General features: G+C 41.1%; 17 protein-coding genes. 15 read left to right on the forward strand and 2 right to left on the reverse strand.

Annotation, left to right across the window (positions count from 1 at the left end; genetic code table 11):
* The first annotated feature begins 55 nt into the window (after positions 1–55).
* The 7 genes from ovoA (at position 56) to ACKWCF_RS02730 (ending at position 13575) form a co-directional block, all read left to right on the forward strand.
* Positions 56–3208, forward strand: coding sequence for a 5-histidylcysteine sulfoxide synthase (gene ovoA / locus ACKWCF_RS02700; protein WP_409479158.1), 3153 nt, complete (start codon positions 56–58; stop codon positions 3206–3208).
* Positions 3201–4340: an aminotransferase class V-fold PLP-dependent enzyme gene (locus ACKWCF_RS02705; protein ID WP_409479159.1), complete on the forward strand. Its 1140-nt coding sequence runs from the start codon at positions 3201–3203 to the stop codon at positions 4338–4340. Before ovoA ends, ACKWCF_RS02705 begins: the two co-directional genes overlap by 8 nt.
* A gap of 65 nt (positions 4341–4405) precedes the next feature.
* Positions 4406–6502, forward strand: a complete 2097-nt coding sequence (locus ACKWCF_RS02710) for a hypothetical protein (protein ID WP_409479160.1) — start codon at positions 4406–4408, stop codon at positions 6500–6502.
* Positions 6503–6716: 214 nt separating this feature from the next.
* Positions 6717–8684 carry a hypothetical protein gene (locus ACKWCF_RS02715; protein ID WP_409479161.1) on the forward strand — a complete coding sequence of 656 codons (1968 nt, stop codon included), beginning with the start codon at positions 6717–6719 and terminating at the stop codon, positions 8682–8684.
* Positions 8685–8789: 105 nt separating this feature from the next.
* Positions 8790–11102 carry a hypothetical protein gene (locus ACKWCF_RS02720; RefSeq protein ID WP_409479162.1) on the forward strand — a complete coding sequence of 771 codons (2313 nt, stop codon included), beginning with the start codon at positions 8790–8792 and terminating at the stop codon, positions 11100–11102.
* Position 11103: 1 nt separating this feature from the next.
* A complete protein-coding gene (locus ACKWCF_RS02725; RefSeq protein ID WP_409479163.1) occupies positions 11104–13020 on the forward strand; it encodes a hypothetical protein in 1917 nt (638 codons plus the stop codon).
* Between the two features lie 21 nt (positions 13021–13041).
* Positions 13042–13575: a hypothetical protein gene (locus ACKWCF_RS02730; protein ID WP_409479164.1), complete on the forward strand. Its 534-nt coding sequence runs from the start codon at positions 13042–13044 to the stop codon at positions 13573–13575.
* Here the strand turns inward: ACKWCF_RS02730 and ACKWCF_RS02735 are convergent.
* Together ACKWCF_RS02735 and ACKWCF_RS02740 are read right to left on the reverse strand one after the other, a co-directional pair.
* The gene (locus ACKWCF_RS02735; protein WP_409479165.1) at positions 13565–14764 is read right to left on the reverse strand and encodes an aspartate kinase; all 1200 of its coding nucleotides are present in this window, start codon (positions 14762–14764) and stop codon (positions 13565–13567) included. The genes ACKWCF_RS02730 and ACKWCF_RS02735 overlap by 11 nt on opposite strands.
* Before the next feature lie 4 nt (positions 14765–14768).
* Positions 14769–15740, reverse strand: a complete 972-nt coding sequence (locus tag ACKWCF_RS02740; protein WP_409479166.1) for a lytic transglycosylase domain-containing protein — start codon at positions 15738–15740, stop codon at positions 14769–14771.
* Positions 15741–16001: 261 nt separating this feature from the next.
* Between ACKWCF_RS02740 and flgF the strand changes: the two genes are divergently transcribed.
* The 8 genes from flgF to ACKWCF_RS02780 are packed head-to-tail and all read left to right on the forward strand — an operon-like array spanning position 16002 to position 22093.
* The gene (gene flgF, locus ACKWCF_RS02745) at positions 16002–16841 is read left to right on the forward strand and encodes a flagellar basal-body rod protein FlgF (protein ID WP_409479167.1); all 840 of its coding nucleotides are present in this window, start codon (positions 16002–16004) and stop codon (positions 16839–16841) included.
* Between the two features lie 30 nt (positions 16842–16871).
* Positions 16872–17657, forward strand: a complete 786-nt coding sequence (flgG, locus tag ACKWCF_RS02750) for a flagellar basal-body rod protein FlgG (protein ID WP_409479168.1) — start codon at positions 16872–16874, stop codon at positions 17655–17657.
* Entirely contained in the window at positions 17657–18547 is an 891-nt protein-coding gene (gene flgA, locus ACKWCF_RS02755; protein ID WP_409479169.1) for a flagellar basal body P-ring formation chaperone FlgA, read from the forward strand. Before flgG ends, flgA begins: the two co-directional genes overlap by 1 nt.
* A gap of 33 nt (positions 18548–18580) precedes the next feature.
* Positions 18581–19402 carry a flagellar basal body L-ring protein FlgH gene (locus tag ACKWCF_RS02760; protein WP_409479170.1) on the forward strand — a complete coding sequence of 274 codons (822 nt, stop codon included), beginning with the start codon at positions 18581–18583 and terminating at the stop codon, positions 19400–19402.
* Between the two features lie 5 nt (positions 19403–19407).
* A complete protein-coding gene (locus tag ACKWCF_RS02765; RefSeq protein WP_409479171.1) occupies positions 19408–20406 on the forward strand; it encodes a flagellar basal body P-ring protein FlgI in 999 nt (332 codons plus the stop codon).
* Positions 20406–21119: a rod-binding protein gene (locus ACKWCF_RS02770; protein WP_409479172.1), complete on the forward strand. Its 714-nt coding sequence runs from the start codon at positions 20406–20408 to the stop codon at positions 21117–21119. Before ACKWCF_RS02765 ends, ACKWCF_RS02770 begins: the two co-directional genes overlap by 1 nt.
* A 59-nt stretch (positions 21120–21178) precedes the next feature.
* Complete coding sequence (flgM, locus tag ACKWCF_RS02775; RefSeq protein WP_409479173.1) at positions 21179–21532, forward strand: flagellar biosynthesis anti-sigma factor FlgM; 354 nt, start codon at positions 21179–21181, stop codon at positions 21530–21532.
* A gap of 36 nt (positions 21533–21568) precedes the next feature.
* Positions 21569–22093, forward strand: coding sequence for a flagellar protein FlgN (locus ACKWCF_RS02780; RefSeq protein WP_409479174.1), 525 nt, complete (start codon positions 21569–21571; stop codon positions 22091–22093).
* Positions 22094–22137: the final 44 nt, after the last annotated feature.

Here is a 22137-nt window from a genome sequence, read left to right on the forward strand (position 1 = left end):
CTGATCATAACAGTTTTATTGTAAGATATTCTAGTAATTTCTAGAGAGTAGTTATATGTCGAATTTAAATACCACACCGCAAACCGTATCTTTAACTCGTAATCCCAATTTGTCGGCGCCGAAAGTTGACCGCAGTTCGCCAAACGAAGTGCAGCAAAAATTTGGGTCACGTTGGTGGACGGGTGTTCACCCAGAAAAATGTGTGGGCTTTGACCGCGAGAAAAAATACTTAGCGGCTTTGCCACTGATCAATTTAGAAATTTGCACACGCCAAGATGTTCTGGATTATTTTGACAACACGTGGACTTTAACTGAAGTGTTATTTTCAAGCCTTAAACATGAGTCTACTTATGTGCGTCCTCCGTATCATCAATTACGTCATCCGTTAGCTTTTTACTACGGTCACCCAGCAGTTTTATTTTTAAATAAATTACGCTTAGCCGGTGTTGTGGACAATCCTGTGGATTTATATCTCGAGAAAGTTCTTGAAACAGGCGTTGATGAAATGAGTTGGGATGATATGTCGAAGAACGAGATGGAGTGGCCATCTATTGCGGCAATCCACGAGTATCGTCAAAAAATTTATAACTTAATTAAAAATTTAATTCAGACACATCCTGATTTAGATTTAGAAACACGTAAAGCCAAAAACATTAAACTTGGTCCGCAACATCCGCTGTGGGCTTTGTTCATGGGATTTGAACATGAAAAAATCCATTTCGAAACAAGCAGTGTTTTAATGCGAGAACTTCCAATCGAGTTAGTTGAAACTCCGAAATACTGGGCACCACTTTATGGAACTAAATCTACTAAGACAGCAAAGCCAGTTGTGGGAAAAGATTTTCCGGTCAATGCGTGGAGCAAACATCAAGGTAGTCTTGTAACTTACGGCAAACCAGAAACGGCGCCAAGTTTTGGTTGGGATAACGAATACGGTCACAGAAATTCTAAAACCAAAGATTTTCAAATGACTCAAGCGTTGATCAGTAACGGCGAATATTATGATTTCGTGGCGAGCGGCGCTTACACTGAAGATAAGTACTGGCAGGCTGAAGGTTTGATGTGGCGTAAGTTTCGTAATACGAAACGTCCGACATTTTGGGTCGCCTACGGGCCCGAAGGTTTACACGATTACAAATTGCGTACAATTTTTGAAATTATCGATATGCCGTGGGACTGGCCTGCTGAAGTGAACTATCACGAAGCGCAAGCTTATTGCCGTTGGAAACAAGAACAAGATAAATCAACTCTGCATTACCGTTTAATCACCGAAGCTGAATTTGTTTCGTTAAAATTAAATCTAAAAGAAGACGACGTTTTACAAAAACAAGAATATAAAAAAGCTTCTGATCAAATGTCTGAAAAATTTAATTTCAATTATCACCATGCCTCACCACGTCCAGTGAATGCAGGCCCCTTACAAGATGGCGTTTATGACTTATTCGGAAACGTCTGGCAGTGGGCTGAAGATCAGTTTAATCCGCTTGAAGGTTTTAAAATTAATAAACTTTATGATGATTTTTCAACACCGTGCTTTGATGGTAAACATCAGATGATCTTAGGTGGAAGTTTTATCAGCTGCGGCCATGAGGCCAGTGTGAATGCACGCTTTCACTTTCGCCCGCATTTTTTCCAGCATGCAGGCTTTCGTATTTCAGCAACCTTAGATGGTTCAACTGATAACGCCGCTGTAAGATTAAAACAAAATGGCGAATATGTTCACACACGCCGTGAAAATGTTTTAGATCAAATGCAAAATGAAAACTGGTGGCGCCAGGTCTCACAACCGATGGAATTATCAGGTGAAGAGATTCAAAAAGCTTATCAAGCGGTTGAAAATTTTGTAACTAACTTTGAACAAAACCGTAAAGATGTTTCTCCTATGGGTTCAGCGCTTGATCCTTATACGAACGATATTAAAAAAGATTATCGCAGACCATATCAAACAACGAAAAACTTTCCTGAAAATCCTGAAAGTTTTGAAAAGCTTGTGCAGTTTTTAGCACAAGATATCGCCCCACTTGGTCAGCAGCCAGGGCATCCAGGTTATATGGCCTATGTGGCAGGAGCCGCAAATCCATTAAGTGCTCCGGCGCATGCTTTAGCGATGACGATGAATCAATTCACTGGCCATTTTAGCTTAGCTCCAGGTTTAGTGACTTTAGAGATGGAAGTGATTCGCTGGTTTACCACGATGATGAAATATCCTGATACAACGGCTACAGGTATTTTAACTGGTGGCGGTAGCCAAGCCAACATGATGGCTTTAGCTGCGGCCAGAAATAAATTATTCGCAAACCAAAACGATTTATCTAAAGCGCGTTTTTATGCTTCAACACAAGTGCACCATTGTATCGGTAAAGCTTTAGCGTTCTTAGGATTTCCGAAAGAGTGTTTACGTTTAATTCCGGTAGATCAAAACTATTCGATGATTGCTACGGAACTTGAAAAAGCGATCAGCGAAGACCAAAAAAACGGATTTATTACAGTTGCTGCGATCGGAACTGCGGGCACGACAAACACAGGTGCTGTTGATCCTTTAAATACGATGGCCGATATCTGTGAAAAAAATAAAATATGGTTTCACGTTGATGGAGCCTACGGTGCTTTATTTATGTTAACTGAAAAAGGCCAAAAAGTTTTATCAGGTATCGAGCGTTCACAATCAGTGGCTCTTGATCCGCACAAAGCTTTACAAATCCCGTACGGGGTTGGTTGTTTATTGATTAAAAATAAAAGCGACTTACAAACACAGTACGCAGGAAGCAGTTCGTACATGCCACCGTCGCCGGGGCTACAAGACGAACAATTTAGCCTGATCGACTTTGCCGATATTTCACCGGAGTTATCACGTGACCCACGCGGCTTGCGCGTATGGCTTCCGCTTAAAGCTTTTGGCGTTGGCCCCTTTAAATTAAATTTAGAAGAAAAAATTAAATTATCTGAATACTTAAACGCTGAACTTAAAAAAATTGAATTAGTAAAAGTGATTTCTGAACCACATTTAACAATTCAAACTTTTAATTTAGGTAATTCAGAAAAAACGAAAAAACTTTTAGGCTGGATTAATTCGCAGAATAAAATTTTCTTAAGTGGTTGTGAAATCGGTGGCTGTTATTCGATTCGTATTTGTCTTTTAGGGTACCGTTTACACTTTACCCAGGTGCAAGAGCTTATCCAACTGATCAAAGAAGGATTGCATGTCTAGCTTAGAAGCTTACAAGGCCCAGTTTAACAGAAATGAATTAGTTCATTTAAACAATGCGGGTTTACAACCTATTACACGTGCGGCTCGTGAAAAAATTGATTACTGGTCACGTCGTTTCTGGGAAGAAGGTTACAACACCGATAAAGATTACGCAGCTGATGTAGCGAATACACGCGCAAGCTTAGCTAGTATGATTGGCTGTGAAGCGGGTGAAGTCGCATTCTTTTCTTCAACCGCAGGGGCGATTAGCCAAGTGGCTTTTTCGTGTGGTTTAAATCCTGGCGATGAGGTTTTAATGTGGGATCAAGAGTACGGAAGCCATCTTTACCCCTGGAAAGCAGCTTGCGATCAGGTGGGTGCAAACCTTGTCATCGTTGAATCAGAAAAAAACTTAGCAACTCCGATGGAGAAATATTTAAAAGCCATTACCGCAAAAACAAAAGTGATGGCTTTTAGTTGGGTGCAGTTTCAGGCCGGAAGCCAGATGGAAGATATCAAACATGTGATCGAAACGGCGAAGCAAAATGGAATTTTTGTTTCTGTCGATATCATTCAAGGGTTTGGTCTTCATCCGTGTGAAATTTGGAATTGGGGAGCAGACGCTGTAATGGGTGGAAGTCATAAATGGCTTTCATCACCAGTGGGTGTTGGCTATTTAGCGTTACGTAAAAATCATATTGCGAAATTTAAGCCGCATGTGATCGGTATGTACACATACGGAACATGTGATGACCCATCAGATTTTGCCTGTGTACCAAAACGCGATGCTTTGAAATTTGAACCAGGTTCAAAACAAGTTTTAGAAATCGCAGCGATGGGAGCTTCGATAGAAGTGCTCCAAAAAACTGGAATAAAAAATATCGAGACCGAAGCCTTGCGATTAGCAAAAATTTTTCGTCAGGGATTAATGAATTTAGGTTACGAAATTGTGTCTCCTTATCAGAGTGAAAAAATCAATTCGACACCGTTTATTAATGTTAAGCCTCGTGGTTCGATGACGAACAAAGAACTTTCTGATAAATTAAACAAAGAAAAGATTTTTCATGCAGTTCGTGGCCCGGGATTACGTTTCACACCGAACGCGTTCAACACAGAAACTGATTTAGAAAAAGCGCTTTTTGTTTTGAAATAAATATTATTTACGTTGTGAGCTTCAGCCTGTTTGTGTTTTGACCGAAACTTAACAGGTGAGGGGCCATGAGATTTAGTTTATTTTTGCTAGTAGCAATCTTCTTTTCATTTGATGCGAATGCGGCTGCCGGTATTGTTAATCGAAATTGTAATCCTGAAATGACAGCTTGTATGCGCGACGTGGGAAGAAAATTCGGCACACTCATTAATCCCGATCGCGAAGTTGCCCAAGCGCAGTGTCTAGCCCAGTTTAATGAATGTAGCGCCGCCAATGGTGGTATCACACAAAAAAGTGGTCGTATTGCCCAAATGTATAATCCGGCCAACGCTGACTTTATTGAGTGTCGTAAAACAATTTCTGATCCGAATTCAGATGCTTTCACCGCGTGTATGCGTGGACGTGTGCAAGGCAGTACTAAAAAAATTGAAAAACCTCAGTTACCCGTGATCGCAGAACCTAGGATTGTTATTGGAACGTGTTCAAAACAATATCCTGAAAAATGTACGACAGAACTTACTTGTGCCTATAATAATGGGGCGTGGGATGGAAAAGTTTGTGTGGCGGCAGCATGCCCGCAAGGTACTGTGGCTGATACTATTTCTCCACAAAATTGCCGATGCCTAAGTGATATCAGTATTTCTATCGAGCGTGGTTCGCAGCAACAATGTCCAAGTATGTGCCGCTTCGAAGATCATAAAGTTTATGATGGGCCAACTAAAAGTTGTGCCTGTGCCGATGGTTATCGTGATCCATCAGGAAGCACTGATAATGTTATGGTGTGCGTAGCTTCGGCAGCGCCAGTAGCGCCATCGGAGACAGCGCAAGATTGTTTGCGCGAAATACAAGAAAAAGTAAATTCATGTGATTCAGCAGCGACTACAGCTGTTAATCAATGTAATCCAGACCGTGAAGACAATGATACGATCACATCACTGCAAAATTTATTAAAAGGTGCCACGGGAGCCATGGGCGCTTCAGATAATTGTGCTCAGGCGGCCATTGCTGGATCTACAGGCTATTACGCTTTAGATGAACTGCGTGGCAAATGTGATACTGAAATCGGTAGTTGTAAAACAAGTTGTGGTGATGCGACTTCGTATATTAATTCCAACAAAGACCGTGTTTATCAGGCCTGCCGTAAAAAGCAGTATGATCTTTTAAGCTGTCGTTTTGATAATCCATTTCCTATGGCGTTTACTGAAGATGCTTGGAATGAAGAGTGGGATAAAGTGAATAAAGGCCCCTTCGAACAAAAAATTCAGGAAATGCAAAGTAGTGTTGCCAGTAACAACACCAAATGTGAATCAGGAACTGCCGTTACGAACCGTGAAAAAGTAAGTAACTATATGACTGATATGGATAGCACCTTTAAAGCGGCGAACCAGTGTCAATGTCAGTTAAGTTCTGGTGGTGCAAATTGTGCAAACCTAGTTGGTCCAAAAGATTGTGCGGCTGATCCAACGCTTGCGGGCTGTGCGAATGCGCAAGTGAATTGTCTGAACCCTTCAGATACTTCACCGAAGTGTGTTTGTTTCAGAGATCCTAACAGCAGTGAATGCAAAAATGTTGCTGCCGCACCTACAGTAAATACCAATTCAAATCTCAATGGTTTTGCGGGCCCCGGAGCCGTAACTCCAACAAATGGAATTGGTGAAACAAGTGTCGGTGGAAAAAACGGTATTGATGTGAGTACTGATGATTTAAAAAATCTTGGTTCAAACGAAGTTTCGGCGATGAGTTCTTCAGGAACGGCAACAGCTGATGGTGGATCTCCATTCGGAGTTGCCGGTGCTGCGGGTGGCTCTGGTGTGAGTGGTAATTTCGGGTCAGGCGAAAATGCAGCTCAAGGCGAGGTAGATTCATCAATCAATTCAAAAATTGGCGGAATGTTTAATGCGGCTAAAGGTGCTATCGGAAATTTATTTGGCGATAAAAAAGGGAACAGCAGTGAGGCCACAAAATCGGGTGCTTATGGTAACGGCCTAGATGCTAACGGTAATCCAATAGATTCAAAAAAATGGCGCCCGCGCATGGTTCGTGGACTTGCTTCGGGTGAAGGTACCGAACTTGCCGGTAAGTTTGAAGATATTTGGCGAGTTATGAACAAGCGTTATAAAGTTCAAGATCAAAAAGACTTATTTATATTTGGAGAGAAGAAGTAATTGTAAACGACTGTATTGCACTTTAAAAAAGTCCTGTATTAATTTGAGACATTGACTCAATTCCGTATGACTTTCGTCCGAAAGGCTTACTGAGGGAATTGAGTTCATGAGATATATTCTATTTCTATTCTTCATTTCATCAATCTTGTTGAGTGGGTCTGCTATGGCTGAGTGGGCTTCAAATAAACAATGTGCTCCGCTTATACAAAACTGTATGAAGGAGTATTCTGCAAAATATGGGGGCGAATCACGTCAAACTCAAGCAGCCAAAGATGCCCTGGGTCGTTGTAATGCTATTTACGCTGAGTGCGCCAATGACAATGGTGTGATCAAACAAAGTGGTGGTAGCTATGCTCAAATGTACCATCCGCAAAATCCTACTTTTATTAAATGTAAGAAAACAATTGAAGATATCAGTTCAGATGCGTTTTCGCGATGTATGAAAACTGGTAACGATGATACAATTTATGATGGTGGCACTCTGCCAGAAATCGTTGTTAATGCTCCAGCAAGAACCTGCTCGAAAAATTTTCCAGCTAGGTGTACAACGCAGGAGACCTGTACAGCTAACAATGGTATTTGGAACGGTCAGGCCTGCGCGGTAGCGCCTTGTCCCCGCGGAACAACTCCAGATTTAGATCGTCCTTTAAGTGATGGTAACTACTGTAAATGTGATAACGATGTAAACTATGCGATTGAACGCGGTACGCACCAGCTATGTCCAAGTATGTGCCGTGCTGAAGACCATCAGGTTTATAATTTGATTACACGCGGATGTATTTGTGCGGGAGGTTATAGGGACGACAATGGAACATGTGTCGCTTCTGAAGCAACACCTCCGTCGCCAACCGCAGGCCAAGAGTGTTTGCGCGAATTACAGGAAAAAGCAACTTCATGTAATTCAGCAGCGACTACAGCTGTTGATCAATGTAATCCAGACAACAAAAACGATACGATCGGTGCTCTTCAAAATTTATTAAAAGGTGCTACTGCTGTAATGGGAGCTTCTGAAAACTGTGCGCAAGCCGCCGTGGCGGGGTCAACTGGTTATTACGCGCTGGATGAGCTTCGTGGTAAGTGTGACACTGAAATTGGTAGTTGTAAAACGAGTTGCAGTGATGCGACCTCGTATATCAGTGCAAACAAAGAACGTATCTATATTGCTTGTCGTGAAAAAGCATTTCGCGAACAAGCTAATGCCGGGCCGCCGCTACCAGCGGAGCGATTTAATCCGATGTGGGATGCCGAAAACAAAACAAATTTCGAACAACAAATTCTACAGATGCAAAATAACGTGGCTACCGACAATGCTAAATGTGAATCTGGAAAGGCTGTAACTAACCGTGAAAAAATGAGCAATTACATGACTGATATGGACAGTACATTTAAAAGTGCCAGCCAATGTGAGTGCCAATTGAATTCTGGCGGTGCGAATTGTACGAACCAAATTGGACCTAAAGATTGCGCTGCTGATCCAACGCTTCCTGGCTGTGCGAATGTGCAAGTGAATTGTTTAAGTCCTTCTGATAATTCTCCTAAGTGTGTTTGTTTCCGAAATCCAAATAGCAATGACTGTAAAAATATCCGTGCGGTTAACAATGTAAAACCAAATTCCAATATCAGTGGTTTTGCTGGACCGGGAAATTCTACGGGCGGATTTGGAACGGGCGATTCAAGTAGCGGCGGAAAAACAGATGCAGGGGTTAATGTAGGTGATTTAAGTGAACTTAAATCAAACGAAGTCACAGCGATGAATGCTTCGGGAACTGCAACAGTAGACACGTCTCCTTTTTCGGCGGCTAACAGTGGTGCCGGTAGCCCCGGTGTTAATGGAAATTTCGGATCGGGTGAATCAAATAGTACTCAAGGCGAAGAAGATTCGTCGTTAAGATCAAAGCTGGGTGGAATGTTTAATACCGCTAAAGGGGCCCTTGGAAATTTATTAGGCAGCAAAAAAAATAACGAAACTTCTTCCGGATTTGGTTCTAATCGCGGCGGTCTAGATGCGAACGGTAATCCGATGGATCCAAAAAAATGGCGCCCAGGAAAAATGGTACGCGGGCTTGCTTCAGGCTCTGAGACTGAGCTTGCGGGTAAGTTTGAAGATATTTGGAAAGTCATGAATCGCCAGTACAAAGTTCAAGATCAAAAGGATAATTTCATCTTCGGAGAGAAGAATTAATTAGTAAAAACTCCTATATTGAGCCTCAAAAAAGTCTTGTATTAATTTGAGACATTGACTCAAGTCTGTATCATCTTTAGCCGAAAAGAACCAATGAGGGAATGCATGAGCAAACTAATTTTAATTATCAGTTTGATGAATTTTATTGCTATAGCTGCATTCGCTAATCCTTCGACAAAAAAATCTTCGGTACCGATTTCAACTTGGGGTAAGCAAGGACCCACGCAAACTTATGGATACGGTACATCTACAAAAGTGCAAATTCCTTGTAAGGCGGGCGTTAACTGTCTTGATCAAGTAAAACCCCAAACACAAAAAAAACAACAATCAAGAAAAACGGCGTCAGCTCCTAGAACAGGCGAAGATAAAATCAAAGCAGATTGTTACAAAAAATTTGGCAACTATGGTGATCACTATCAAAAATGTTTAAGTGATAATGGTGTCTTTGCGGTTGATCGAAATATAAGTAGTGCAGATAATTCACAAAGTGATGCGCGTCTTTGTTATGTTGGCGATCCGCTTTGTGATAAGTGTCTCGCGCAATCGAGAAATGCTAAAACAAGATCAGAGCGTAGAAATCAGGTTCAAGACTGTCTTGAAGCAGATGCAGCGGCCAAACGTGCAGCGGCTAAAAAAACAAAACCAAAGGCAAAAGAAAAAGAAGAAACACCACGTAAGACTGTTGTAGCTGCTCCAAGTACGGCTTGTACTGAAGAAGCCCCGCACCGTTGCGCAACAAAAGAAAGTTGTGAAGAAAAACATGGGACTTGGGATGGTCGTGCTTGTGCCATAGCTCCATGTATTACAGGCACAACGCCGGACCCAAGTTCACCTATCCTTTGCAGTTGTAACGATGAAGGAAACCACTCTGTTCAGCGCGGTACTGATCAAATATGCCCAAATGCTTGTCGTGCTGCTGATCATAAAGTTTATGATTCAGAAAATCGTAGTTGTGTTTGTGCTGACGGATATCGTGATACAGCTGGTTTAGGTGGTGCGGGCGTGTGTGTAGCAGATGCTACGCCAGCGCAACCATCGACGGCAGCAGCAGAGTGTTTACTCGAAATGCAAGAAAAAGTAAATTCATGTAATTCAGCGGCTTCAACAGCTGTTGATCAATGTAACCCAGACCGTAAAGAAGATGATACCCTTGGCGCTCTCCAAACTTTATTACAAGGGGCTACAGGTGCTGCCATGGGAGCTTCGCAAAATTGTGCGCAAGCTGCTGTAGCTGGTTCAACAGGTTATTATGCATTAGAAGAACTTCGCGGTAAATGTGACACTGAAATTGGCTCGTGTAAAACAAGCTGCGGTGATGCGACTTCGTATATTAGCGCCAACAAAGAGCGTGTTTATCAAGAGTGTCGTAAAAAACAATGGGTTTATTATACAGGTAATGGTTTCACATGCCGTTTAGATAATCCATATCCTCTGGCATTTACTGAAGAGGCGTGGAATGCAGAATGGGATAGAGATAAGAAAGCTGAGTTTGATCAGCAAGTTCTGCAAATGCAAAATAACGTGGCTAGCAACAATACGAAATGTGAAACCGGCACAGCTGTGACCAATCGTGAAAAAATGAGTAACTATATGACTGATATGGATAACACTTTTAAAAGTGCCAGTCAGTGTGAGTGTCAGTTAAGTTCGGGTGGTTCTAATTGTGCTAATCAACCGGGTCCTAAAGACTGTTCGGCTGATCCAACACTTCCAGGTTGTACTGTTGCGCAGGTGAATTGTTTAAACCCTTCAGACAATTCTCCAAGATGTGTTTGCTTTAGGAATCCGAATAGTGATGAATGTAAAAGCGTAGCTTCAAATGTAAAACAGATAAATTCGAATTCTAATTTGAGTGGTTTTGCAGGCCCTGGCGGAAGTTCAGGATTTGGTGGTGTGGGTGAAGTCAGTGGCGGCAGTGACAAAACAGGTGTAGGCATTAACCCAGGTGATTTAAGTGAATTAAAATCAAATGAAGTAACAGCTATGAATGCTTCGGGAACAACAACTGCAGATGCATCATCACCATTCGGTGCGGCTAACGGCAGTGGCGGTAGCCCAGGAGTTAATGGTAACTTTGGCAGTGGCGAAAATTCAGTGGGCGGAGATGCAGAATCTTCAGCTGAATCAAGAATTCGCGGTATGTTTAATTCAGCCAAAGGTGCGCTTGGCAACTTATTTGGCGGCAGTAAAAAGAATAATAACGAAACTTCAGGCTATGGTTTTGGTAGCGGTGGTTTAGATGCGAACGGTAACCCGATTGACGCAAAAAAATGGCGTCCGGGAAAAATGATTCGCGGGCTTGCTTCAGGCAGTGATACTGAAATTGCCGGCAAGTTTGAAGATATTTGGAAAGTTATGAATCGACAATATAAAGTTCAAGATCAAAAAGACTCTTTTATTTTTGGAGAGAAGAATTAATATGAAAAACATTATATCCTACTTCATCGTCATATTATCTTTGCTAAGTTATCAACTCGCACAAGCTCAAAGCTGTGAATCGGGAGAAGTTAAACTTTCAGAGCTTAAGTTTCTTGGTGAATCTTATACTAAAGTTTTCAGAGATGCGCTTGGCAAGGATATCAGTTGTAAAAAAGTCCCGGCTAAACCTGCTACTGCGCGAAATGGTGTAAAGGCCTGTGGATCATCAGGGGTTGTTGTTAATCCAGGAAATCCGCAGTACATCGGACCGGGTCATGGTGATCTTCTTGATAATACTCTTGGATACTTTTTCTGCGTAAACGCCAGCGGGTCACTAAAAAAACAGCTTTGTACGCATATGAAAGGTCAATTATCTACAGAGATGGATATTAATTGGGACCCTAAATCAGGTAGTGATGGGGATTGTCTTTGCAAAACAAAAGGCGCTAAAGAAAGTGCGTATGTATCTTGTCCTGTAAATCCTGATGTTTTAAAAGTTGAAAATCAGACAGGTTGTACAGTTTCGGGTGCAGTTCAAGAAGGTTCTCGCTGTGTTTGTGAAAATGATAGAGAAATGGACGCAACAAAACCAGGTACAGTATGTCCTGGTGTTAAAGCAGCTCCGGTATCTCCAACGGCAACAGTAAAAGAAGAAGATTTTGCTGACTGCTTTACAGAAATTGAAAGTGCAGAAGCAGCTTGTTCTAAAAAAGGTCAGGATGCTTTCGATAAATGTAGTAAAGATGCTCCAGAGACTAATAAAAACATTTCTGAAGCCCAACGTGTTCTATCTATCGGTTTAGATGCTATGGTCGCCCAAAACGCAGGTTCGGGCGCATTGGAATCTTGTGCAAAAATGAGTGCGGCAGGAACTGGTGTTATCGAAGCTTTAAGTTTATTTCAAAAAACTTGTAAAAAGGAATTAGAGGCTTGTAAACAAGGGTGTGCAGACGTTAAAGCGTATGCTCAAGAAGATATTAATAAGTTGGAAGGCCTTTGTAAGGCTAGGTATGAAGCCAAAAATCCTGGTGGCACTTGGGGCGAAGAACATAAAAATGAATTTGCGGTGCGTGCTCAACAACACAAAAAGTATTCGGAAAATATTGATAAATTTTGTAAAGGCGATGCTCAGGTTGCTGAAGGTCAGTTCGATGATATGCTCGGAAGACTCGCGCAGAGTGTGCAAAAAGCTGATATTTGTAAATGTCAGCTAACTATGGGCAATAATGGCAAAGAAAGTTGTGATAGTGTTGTGAGTCCGCTGACATGTATGCAAAATATGAATCAGCAAGGTTGTTCTTACAGTTCAGTGGGATGTCCTCCCGGTTCAACAGATCCTAAGTGTGCGTCGCCAGTAAGACAAATTGCTCCAAACGGTTCAGGTGTAGCAGCTCCAATATCAGGATTTGCTGGCCCTGGTTTTTCTTCATCGGGTGGCAGCGGTAACGCCGGTAAAGTTAAAATTGATGATAGCGGTTTAAGTGGTTTATACGATGAAACTCGTCCAACAGGTTCAGGCACAGCAACAGCTGATGCAGGTTCACCATTTGCTCCAGCTACTGCAGCGGGTTCTCCAGGCGCAAGCCTTAACATGGGAAGTGGTGACGGTGCCGGTAATGGTGCAGGTGGAGATGGCAGTGAAAAAGGTGGTCTTTCAGGTTTCTTCCAAAATGCTAAAGGAGCTATTTCAAGTATGTTTGGTGGTGCCGGTAGCGAAAAGGGAAGTCCTGCGAAACCTACAAATAGCAAAGGCTATAAAAATGATGTGAATGGATTTCGCCCTAAAGCTCCAGCTTTACGTGGTATGGCTAATGCCGGTGAGTTCGGCGGTAAAAACCGTGACATTTGGAAAATTATGAACCAACGTTATAATGACCAGTATCACACATTTATTACAGTAGAGACTCCGTCAAAATAACGGTTTAGTCATTGAGGGCAAATGTTAAAACAAATCATCTTGGTAGTGCTTCTTGCGTTTAGTTTTTCTTCGTGCGTGACTTACATGAAAAATGTAGGTCACGATCAAAAACCGACACTGACAGATAAATATAAATCCGAAAAACTTAAAATCTATTTCGCTAACAACTCTGAGTCTGACCTTCAGAATGTTGAGCTGTTTCGCGAATTGATTTTAGCTAAGAACATGTTCACTGAAGTGTTATTAGTGCGTAGTGAAAGAGTTGAAACTTGCGAAGGGTACTGCGTTTTGTTCACGAATAAAAAAAGTGAACTTTCGATCGGTGAAATATTGAATTTGGGAGCAACGTATTTAACTTTAGGAATCATTCCTTCTCGTTTTACCAATGAATACCAATTAAAAAATAAATACGGCCAAGTTGAAGATATCGAAATCGTTAACTGGCTCTCTTTATTTTTAGTGTTTTACATCGGTAATGATACCTTTAATCAAACAGAGCAAGAACAGCTGGCTAAGTTACAAAACTTATTGGGCCAAGCTGAAGCTAGCCGATAAGGCTGTGTAACGTCTGAATCGTTTTATCTTTATGGTTCTGTTCAACAATATAATTTAAGCTCATTGCCGACTGAATAAAGTAAGTCGGTTGAATATGGCTTTCAGCCAGCTTTTTTGTAACCGCTACTAAAGTGTCATTTAAAGTTGAACCCGTGCAAGTTAAGCTCACAGAGCATAGTTTATTGTTCGTGATGCTGATTTGCGGGTATTTTGAAAAATCCATCGCTTCAATAGCTGCTAAAATTTCTGATGGCGCTGTTACTAAGACATGCGTTTTTTTATTTTGCACAAAACCATTTAAAATCTGAGGAACAGCGATATTTGATTTTTGAAAAGCTTGAAATAACATTTCAAAAGCTTGGGCTGTCGTATCTGACTGTATAGTCATTTCCAAAATTTTAGAGTGAGAATTTACAGCCAGTGGTTTTGAAGATTCAAACATAATGCCCTCGTGGATAATTGTGCCATCGCTGCTTTCACCATGATGATGATCGTGAGCAGGGCCAACATATAATTTAACTTTTTTAACTTTCGCTAATTCAACAGAGCGGTAGTGCAGAACTTTGGCTCCCCAGAAAGTCATCTCTAGTAAATGATCGTAATTCATTTGTGTGATCTTTTTGGCTTGTGGAACCAGTTTAGGATCAGCCGTAAAAATACTGCTGACATCTTTTAAGATTTCACAACGGTCAGCATTTAAAAAAGCTGCCATCGCAACTGCTGAAGTATCAGAGCCACCGCGCCCTAATGTGGTAATTTCTTTAGTAACTGGTGATACACCTTGAAAGCCCGCTAAGATTACGATTTTATTTTTTTCCAAAGCTTCTTGTACACGGTGAGCTTTTACATCTTTAATCATCGCACCTAAGTGGGATTCATCTGTAAAAATTCCAGCTTGGCTTCCGGTAAAGCTAATGGCTTCATGGCCCAGGTCATTGAGCGCAATACTGACTAACGACATACTGATGCGTTCGCCCACAGAAAGTAACATGTCAAATTCACGTAAATTCGGCGAATGACTTACATTATGAGCCAACTCGATCAGTTGGTTCGTGGTTTGCCCCATGGCAGAAACCACAGCAACGATTTGGATCTGTTTCTTTTTTAATTCAGAAATACGACGGGCAGCGGATTTAATTTTTTCAGGATCAGCAAGAGTGGCGCCGCCATATTTTTGTACGATTAACATAGGTTTAATCTAACGCAAATTTTTTGTTTTGATCACGAAAAAACTGTTGTGCCACACCGAGTGAACCTACCGGAACACGAATCCAGTGCTGTTTCGATGTTTTCGGAATATAACCTAACACTAATTCAGCATTCAGATCTTTTAACGATTTGCGGGTTACACTTAAATAATCAGCTAAAAGTTCGATATCTGTTCCAGCTGGAGCTTTAACAAACTCGTAACTTAACGGAAACTCATGATCTAAATTGCGAAAGCCATAAAGATTAGGGGCTTTAGCAATCATGAGCGCAGCTAAAATCTTCGGAACATAATCTTGTGTCTCTTGAGGCAAAGCCCCTAAGCGAACGAGTTCCCAATAATCCTTTGTGCCAAATTTTCTAATTTTACTGCGTAAGCCACCTTCGCCCATGTTGTAACTGGCTGCCACTAAGTACCAAGAACCGAATTCTTCGTGCAAAGCTTTCATATAACGAATGGCCGCCTTTGTACTTTTTTGTAAATCACGGCGTTCATCAATCCAATAATTTTGGTTTAAACCGTAAGCTTTTCCTGTTGAAGGAATAAATTGCCAGGGGCCAACAGCGCTGGCCGAACTTGTTGCTGTCGCAGAGAAACCACTTTCAATCATCACCATATAACCTAAATCACCCGGTAACCCGGCTTTTTTTAGTTCAGCTTGAATGTACGGCATGTATTTCGAAGATTTTTCTAACCAGTTGCGAAAAAAGTTTTTTCCACGCGTCTGGAAGTAAGAAATCCAGTAGCTCACTTTATGGTTGTAAGTGACGGGTAAGTCAAAGATGAAATGCTCGTTTTTGCCATTTTGCTTTTGCTCTAAGATTTTTAATTTATCTTTAAGCGTAAGCGTTTTTAATTTTTGATCTGTAGTTTTTGAAACAGCAGCATGCGCAAAAGGTGCGCCTACAGCTAAATTCAAAACACAGATGGCAGCGAAAAGATTTCGTAAAAGCATCATTTAATTATCTAGTGAACTGATGAAAAGGTCGAGAGAGCATTTTTGACAGTCGAGGACAGTTACGCTGACAAATTAATGACATCCTTTTCCTAGACTGGCGTTTGGTCGAGTCGACAAATTCGACTGTAGTGTCACTTTATTGCCGCTGATGCGCGGAAAACTTTGCTAGCTAGACGAAAGACAAATGCAGGCATTTTGGCATTGGCGTTGCTTTTTCATTAATGTTGAGAATCCCTAAGATCCAGAAGAAGGAGTTTAACTATGAGTTTAAAAGGTATTTATACAGCCCTAAGTGGGGCCGTAGCACAATCTCTAAAGTTAGATACGATCGCCAATAATATTGCGAACGTGAATACCACTGGATTTAAAAAAGACCAGCAAACTTTCAGCGAATATTTGACGGCTTTAGAAAAAGAGCAAGACGTGATGAAAGTTCCGCGTATGCCGGCGTCAATTGACAGTTTTTATGAATTAAACGGCGGCGACAAAGCTTTTGTCGATGCAGCCGGTACTTACACGAATTTCGAACAAGGAAGTCTTAAATCCACAGGCGGAAAGCTTGATGTGGCCATTGATGGCCAAGGTTTTTTCGAAGTGGGAACTCCAACAGGTGTTAAATTCACGCGCGCCGGTAACTTTACTGTTGATGGTAACGGCCAGTTAGTTACTAAAGATGGTAATCCTGTTTTATTAGAGGGTGGCGAAGGTGAAGACGGATTAATTTCTGGCGATAACTTCGATACCCGCACAGTGCGTGTCAGCGGTGCGCAGGCGATTACAATCTCTGATGCCGGTGAAGTTTTCGAAGGCGAAACAAAATTGGGTAAATTATCAGTGGTTAATGTAGCTAATACCGATGCTTTACAAAAAGTAGGCAATAACTACTATACAACAAAAGAAAATATGAACGCTGAAATCACAGCGATTAAAAATCCTTCGTTAAAACAAGGTTTCTTAGAAACAAGTAACGTCAGTATCATCAATGAGATGACAGATATGATTATGGCGCAGCGGGTGTTTGAAGGAACACAAAAAGCGATCAGTGCTTATGACAACATGAGCGACAAACTGATCAACCAAGTTGGTAATACAAAAGGTTAATTTTTAATTTAAAGACTATAAGAGGTTAAAATGTTTAAAAGTTTAAATACTGCAGCTACAGGAATGATCGCACAACAAAGTAACATCGATGTTGTGGCCAATAATATTGCCAACGTTGATACCGCAGGTTTTAAAAAATCGCGCGCTGAATTTGAAGATCTTATTTATAGTAACCAGAAAGACCCAGGCCAAGCCTCTGGTTTAAATTCAATTACGCCAACAGGTGTGCAAACAGGTCTGGGTGTTCGCACAGCTTCGATTCAAAAAGATTTCACAGGCGGCCAGACTAAAATGACGAATAACCCGTTAGATTTTCAAATCGAAGGTAACGGTTTTTTCCAAGTACGCACGCCAGATGGTGAAATTGCATACACACGCGATGGCGCTTTTAGAAAAGATGCTTCAGGCCGCGTTGTAGATAAAAACGGAAATGCTTTAATTCCTGAATTAACAATTCCAGAAACAGCAACTGTTATTGAAGCTACACCGGCTGGAGAAGTTCGTGTTATTCACCAAGCTGGGGCTGAGCCAGAAGTGATCGGCCAACTTGAGATCGCGACATTTATTAATCCAGCCGGCTTAAAAAGCATGGGTAAAAACTTATTTACGCCAACAGTAGCTAGTGGTCAGGCCGCAACAGCCCGCCCAGGTACACAAGGTGCTGGGTTTGTAGCGCAGAACCAATTAGAGACAAGTAACGTAAATATCGTTGATGAAATGATCAATATGATCACAGCACAACGTGCTTACGAAACAAATTCAAAAGTGGTTCAAACTTCAGATCAAATGCTTCAAACAGCAGTGAATGTGAAATAATGAAAAAGTTAGTTCTACTTTCTTTATTATTAGTTTCTAACTTCGCTTTAGCTAAAGGTGAAATCACATTATCTTCGGCGATTGAAGTTTCTCCGCGTGAAGTGATCACGGCTTACGACATCGTCGAAGGCCGTAATTTAAGTGAGTCGACTTTAGCAGACTTAAAAGACATCGAATTAGGTGACGCGCAAACAAAAACAATCAGCCGCCTGGCAATCATCAAAAAGTTTCAGGGGTTAGAATCAAACTTCAGGCTTCCAACAGAAGTTAAAATTCTACGTTCAAAATCAAACGTTTCGCGTTTAGAAATCGAACGCAAAATCATGAATCACTTGTTAGCAAAATGTGGAACATGCGAATACCGCATTCAGATTAACTCAGTTCCACAGAACTTATTAACAGACTGGGAATTAGACATGAATGTTGATTTTAATAAATCAACTGTTTCAATTCCGGTGTTTTCAGCTTCTACGCCAGAGAAAAAAGGCTATGTTGTAGTTGAGCTTAAAAAATATGCGAATGTTCCTGTGTTAACGCGTCCGTTAAAAGTGGGCGATGTGATTACAGAAGACGCGGTAACAACAGAAATGCGTCTATTGCAAAGCTATCAAGACGCACTAACTGATGTTAAGTCAGTGATCGGTATGCAAGCGACACGCTTTCTAACAGCAGGCCAAATGATCTCTTCACGTGATTTAAAACGTGAAACGATCCTTAAAAAAGGCCAAATGGTGAAAGCTATTTTTGGCGCCGAAGCGTTAGAAATTTCAATCACAGCCCAAGCTGAAGAAGGTGGCGCTGTGGGTGATGTGATCAAAGTTAAGAATATTGACTCAAACAAGATGTTTGCAGCCAAAATCATCGATCGCGGTGTAGTTAAGATCGAGTAGTGAGTTTAGTTTAATAATAAGGAGATTTCACGGATGAAATACTTGTTAATTTTACCTTTTTTTCTTTGCGGCTGTGCCACAGTCTCTAATTTTTTTGGTTTCGGTGAAGAACCTAAAAAAGAAACAGTGGCCAAAGAAGAAGTCGTTAAAGAGCCATTAACAAAATATTCAGATATTAATAATTACGAGCCAACTTCGGATCGTAATTATAAACGTATGACACGCCAAAAATTCGAAGAAGATTCTGAATTGCACGCCGGTGCGGGGTCGCTTTGGGTGATGGAAGGCCAAACAAGTTATTTATTTGCGCAAAATAAAAAGCGTCGTGAAGGTGACCCTTCAACATTGTTAGTGCAAGGCATGGCGATGCGCGATGTTCAGATGAAAGCTATGGCGATCAAAGATTTACTGGTTGAGCTAGAAAATCAAAAAAAAGAAGCCGAAGCAAAAAAGAAAAAAGAAGAAGATGCTAAGCAACGTTTAGCAGATATCGAAACAGAGAAAAAAGCGATCATGGCGAAGAATGAAGCGGACAACGACGATGCCGCACTGGTGATGGCTGAACAGCGTGTAGATAGCCGTAAACCAGCTGCTGTTGCTGCAGCTCCAAAAGATCCGGCTTTAGAAAAAATTGATTTTAAAGATATCGAGCAAGTGCCTGTGAAAATCACCGAGCGTTTAGCTGATAACCAGTACCGTATTGCGGGTCAACAGTACTTAACGATTCGTAATCGCCCGTACAAATTAATCGTAACAGGTATTGTTCGTGGTGATGATTTTTCTGACCAAACAGTTAGTTCTGATAAATTATTTGAACAACAACTTGATCTGGTTCATTTAAAGAAAGCTGAGTAATAAGAATGAAAAAATTAGCTTTAGCGATTTTATTATTATCATTAAATGCCACAGCCGCCCGTCTTAAAGACGTAGCCAGCATTCGTGGTGTTCGCGAAAACCAACTGATCGGTTATGGTTTAGTCGTCGGTCTTAAAGGCACAGGCGATACTCAAGCTGAATTTACTTCAAAATCTTTTTCACGCTTAATTGAAAAAATGGGTGTGCAATTAGATAAAAAAGATATTTCATCTAAAAACGTAGCTGCTGTGATCATCACAGCGACACTTCCGCCATTTGCGAAAGCGGGTAACCCATTAGATATCACAGTGAGTGCTGTAGGTGATGCGAGCTCTCTAGTAGGTGGTACGTTATTGCAAGCGCCACTTCGCGCCGGTAATGATGAAATTTTCGCAGTAGCTCAAGGTGCGATTTCAGTTCTTGGTGATGGCAAAGATATTCATACAACAGTGGGCCGTGTTCCAAACGGTGCGATGATTGAGCGTGATATTCAAGCTGATTTTGCTTCACGCAAAATGTACCGTATGACATTACACAATCCGGATTTTACAACAGCCGCACGCACGATTCTTACAATCAATAAAGAGTTAGGTGGCCAATACGCTTCAGCCAAAGATGCGGGAACGGTTGATATTATTACTCCGCCGGCTTACGAAAACCGCGGTGTTGAGTTAATGGCAACAATCGAAGCCATTGAAATTAATCCTGACCAAAAAGCCAAAGTGATTATTAACGAAAAAACCGGAACAATCGTGATCGGTGAAAAAGTTAGAATATCAAAAGTGGGTTTAAGCCACGGTAATATTACTTTAAAAGTGGTGGATGAAAAAACAAAAAAAATGACTCCGGTTGATGATAAAGTCGCTTTACTTGATACGGGTGCAAACGTTGGTGATTTAGTTCAAGCGTTAAATAAATTAGGTGTTACACCAAAAGATTTAATTTCAATTCTTCAATCAATTAAAGCTGCCGGTGCTCTTCACGGTGAATTGGAGACATTCTAATGGCTGATATTTCCAAGTTAAGCTCATCGCGCCTGATCGGACATTTGCAAGGTGCTCAAGCTAAAAATGAAGGAAATGCATCCAAAGAGGGTGACGCGAAACTTCGCGAAGTTTCGGATATGTATGAAAAGTATTTCATGAAAGAAATGATGCGCAATATGCGCTCGACTATCCAAGAAGGTGGTTTTTTAAAAGCCAACAACGCGGAAAAAATCTTTCAAGAGCAATTAGATGATGAATACTCAACACAAGCAAATAACCGCGGTGGCTTTGGTATTTCAGAATTAATTTACCAACAGTTAACTGAAAGATACGGTGCTGAGTTAGGTATTACGGGTAAAGAAGGCAAAGTTGATAAACCCATGGGCCCGATTCCCACAGATAAAAAAATTAAATTTCAAGAGCTGATGAATACACCGTCGCAACAAACGTATATGTTGCAGCCGGAGCAAGCGGCGAATGAAAAAAATGTAAACGTTCAGACCCCGTGGGCTGGTGTTTTGCAGAATAAGAAAATGCATGAAGGTGATAAGACGTCGTATACGATTAAACACGACAATGGCCTAGAAAGTCTCATTATGACACAAGGGGCCCCTTCAGCAGAAACCCGTCATTTGTCACCCGGGGACAAATTAGAGGCGGGACAGTCCTTAGGTCTGGCTAGCACGGCCAGCCCTTTAGTATGGACTGTCAAATCTTCTGTCTCAGAATGATTTGGTTGAAACGTGCAATTATGATACACTATGATACATAGAGACCTTGGAGGTTTTAGATGAAAATTACACATAACAAAGTCGGACAAAACTTGAACTTAACTGATGCTTCACGTGCCGATAAATCTAAAAAATCCGAATCAGCAAAAGCAACTTCTTCTTCACAAACAGAACAAGCCAACGGTTTACCGTTTGCTTCAAATGGTGATTCAGTAAAAGTAGATCTTTCAGCTCGCGCTAAAGATATTCAACGTGCAAAAGAAGTAGCTATGGCTTCTCCAGATGTGGACCATGCTAAAGTTGAAAAATTTCAAAAATTAATCGATGAAGGCAAATACAAAATAGATGCTAAAGCCATCGCAGAAAAAATGGTTCAAGAGCATTTAGCAACTTCAAGAACTTCTGAAGAGTAACAAACTGTAACGGATTACAGGAAAATAGGTTAAGCCATGGACGTCGCTGCACTTAAAAAATTAGCTTACGAAAAAATGATCTCTAACTTAGACGATATGTTAAAAAACTACCGTCAGTTATTAGATCTCGTGCGCAAAGAAAAAGATCTTTTGATCACTTCAAATATCGATCAATTAAACGATAACAATAACGCTAAAGAACAAGTGATTATTAAAATCAAAGCGTTGGATGCAGTTCGTATGACTTACGCAGCTGAATTAGCTCACTTAGTGGGTGCTGATACAGCTCAGCCAAGATTATTAGAAATCGCTCAAAAAATCGGTGGCGCTGAAGCTGAAAAATTAAGAACTATGCATGCCGCTTTAGAAATGGTGATTAAGCGTTTAAGCGAAATCAACAAAACGAATGTGGTTTATGCTGAATCAGCATTACAAACTGTAAATTCAGCTTTAGAAAACTTTAAAGATACTTTATTAGGACAACCAAAAACTTACCAACAAAAAGGGAAATACAAACAGGGTTCTGATACTTCAGGACACTTGGTTACGCGCAAAGCTTAGTTCATGAAGAACTAAGGTTTTAACGCTTAAGCAACGGATGGCTT

This window comes from Pseudobdellovibrio sp. HCB154, assembly GCF_046267985.1.
Lineage (GTDB): Bacteria > Bdellovibrionota > Bdellovibrionia > Bdellovibrionales > Bdellovibrionaceae > Pseudobdellovibrio.

What these genes read in the sequence shown, in the direction of transcription:
- ovoA (WP_409479158.1), top strand. Translation starts at nt 56, where the DNA reads ATGTCGAATTTAAATACCACACCGCAAACCGTATCTTTAACTCGTAAT.
- ACKWCF_RS02705 (WP_409479159.1), top strand. Translation starts at nt 3,201, where the DNA reads ATGTCTAGCTTAGAAGCTTACAAGGCCCAGTTTAACAGAAATGAATTA.
- ACKWCF_RS02710 (WP_409479160.1), top strand. Translation starts at nt 4,406, where the DNA reads ATGAGATTTAGTTTATTTTTGCTAGTAGCAATCTTCTTTTCATTTGAT.
- ACKWCF_RS02715 (WP_409479161.1), top strand. Translation starts at nt 6,717, where the DNA reads ATGAAGGAGTATTCTGCAAAATATGGGGGCGAATCACGTCAAACTCAA.
- ACKWCF_RS02720 (WP_409479162.1), top strand. Translation starts at nt 8,790, where the DNA reads ATGAGCAAACTAATTTTAATTATCAGTTTGATGAATTTTATTGCTATA.
- ACKWCF_RS02725 (WP_409479163.1), top strand. Translation starts at nt 11,104, where the DNA reads ATGAAAAACATTATATCCTACTTCATCGTCATATTATCTTTGCTAAGT.
- ACKWCF_RS02730 (WP_409479164.1), top strand. Translation starts at nt 13,042, where the DNA reads ATGTTAAAACAAATCATCTTGGTAGTGCTTCTTGCGTTTAGTTTTTCT.
- ACKWCF_RS02735 (WP_409479165.1), bottom strand. Translation starts at nt 14,764, where the DNA reads ATGTTAATCGTACAAAAATATGGCGGCGCCACTCTTGCTGATCCTGAA.
- ACKWCF_RS02740 (WP_409479166.1), bottom strand. Translation starts at nt 15,740, where the DNA reads ATGATGCTTTTACGAAATCTTTTCGCTGCCATCTGTGTTTTGAATTTA.
- flgF (WP_409479167.1), top strand. Translation starts at nt 16,002, where the DNA reads ATGAGTTTAAAAGGTATTTATACAGCCCTAAGTGGGGCCGTAGCACAA.
- flgG (WP_409479168.1), top strand. Translation starts at nt 16,872, where the DNA reads ATGTTTAAAAGTTTAAATACTGCAGCTACAGGAATGATCGCACAACAA.
- flgA (WP_409479169.1), top strand. Translation starts at nt 17,657, where the DNA reads ATGAAAAAGTTAGTTCTACTTTCTTTATTATTAGTTTCTAACTTCGCT.
- ACKWCF_RS02760 (WP_409479170.1), top strand. Translation starts at nt 18,581, where the DNA reads ATGAAATACTTGTTAATTTTACCTTTTTTTCTTTGCGGCTGTGCCACA.
- ACKWCF_RS02765 (WP_409479171.1), top strand. Translation starts at nt 19,408, where the DNA reads ATGAAAAAATTAGCTTTAGCGATTTTATTATTATCATTAAATGCCACA.
- ACKWCF_RS02770 (WP_409479172.1), top strand. Translation starts at nt 20,406, where the DNA reads ATGGCTGATATTTCCAAGTTAAGCTCATCGCGCCTGATCGGACATTTG.
- flgM (WP_409479173.1), top strand. Translation starts at nt 21,179, where the DNA reads ATGAAAATTACACATAACAAAGTCGGACAAAACTTGAACTTAACTGAT.
- ACKWCF_RS02780 (WP_409479174.1), top strand. Translation starts at nt 21,569, where the DNA reads ATGGACGTCGCTGCACTTAAAAAATTAGCTTACGAAAAAATGATCTCT.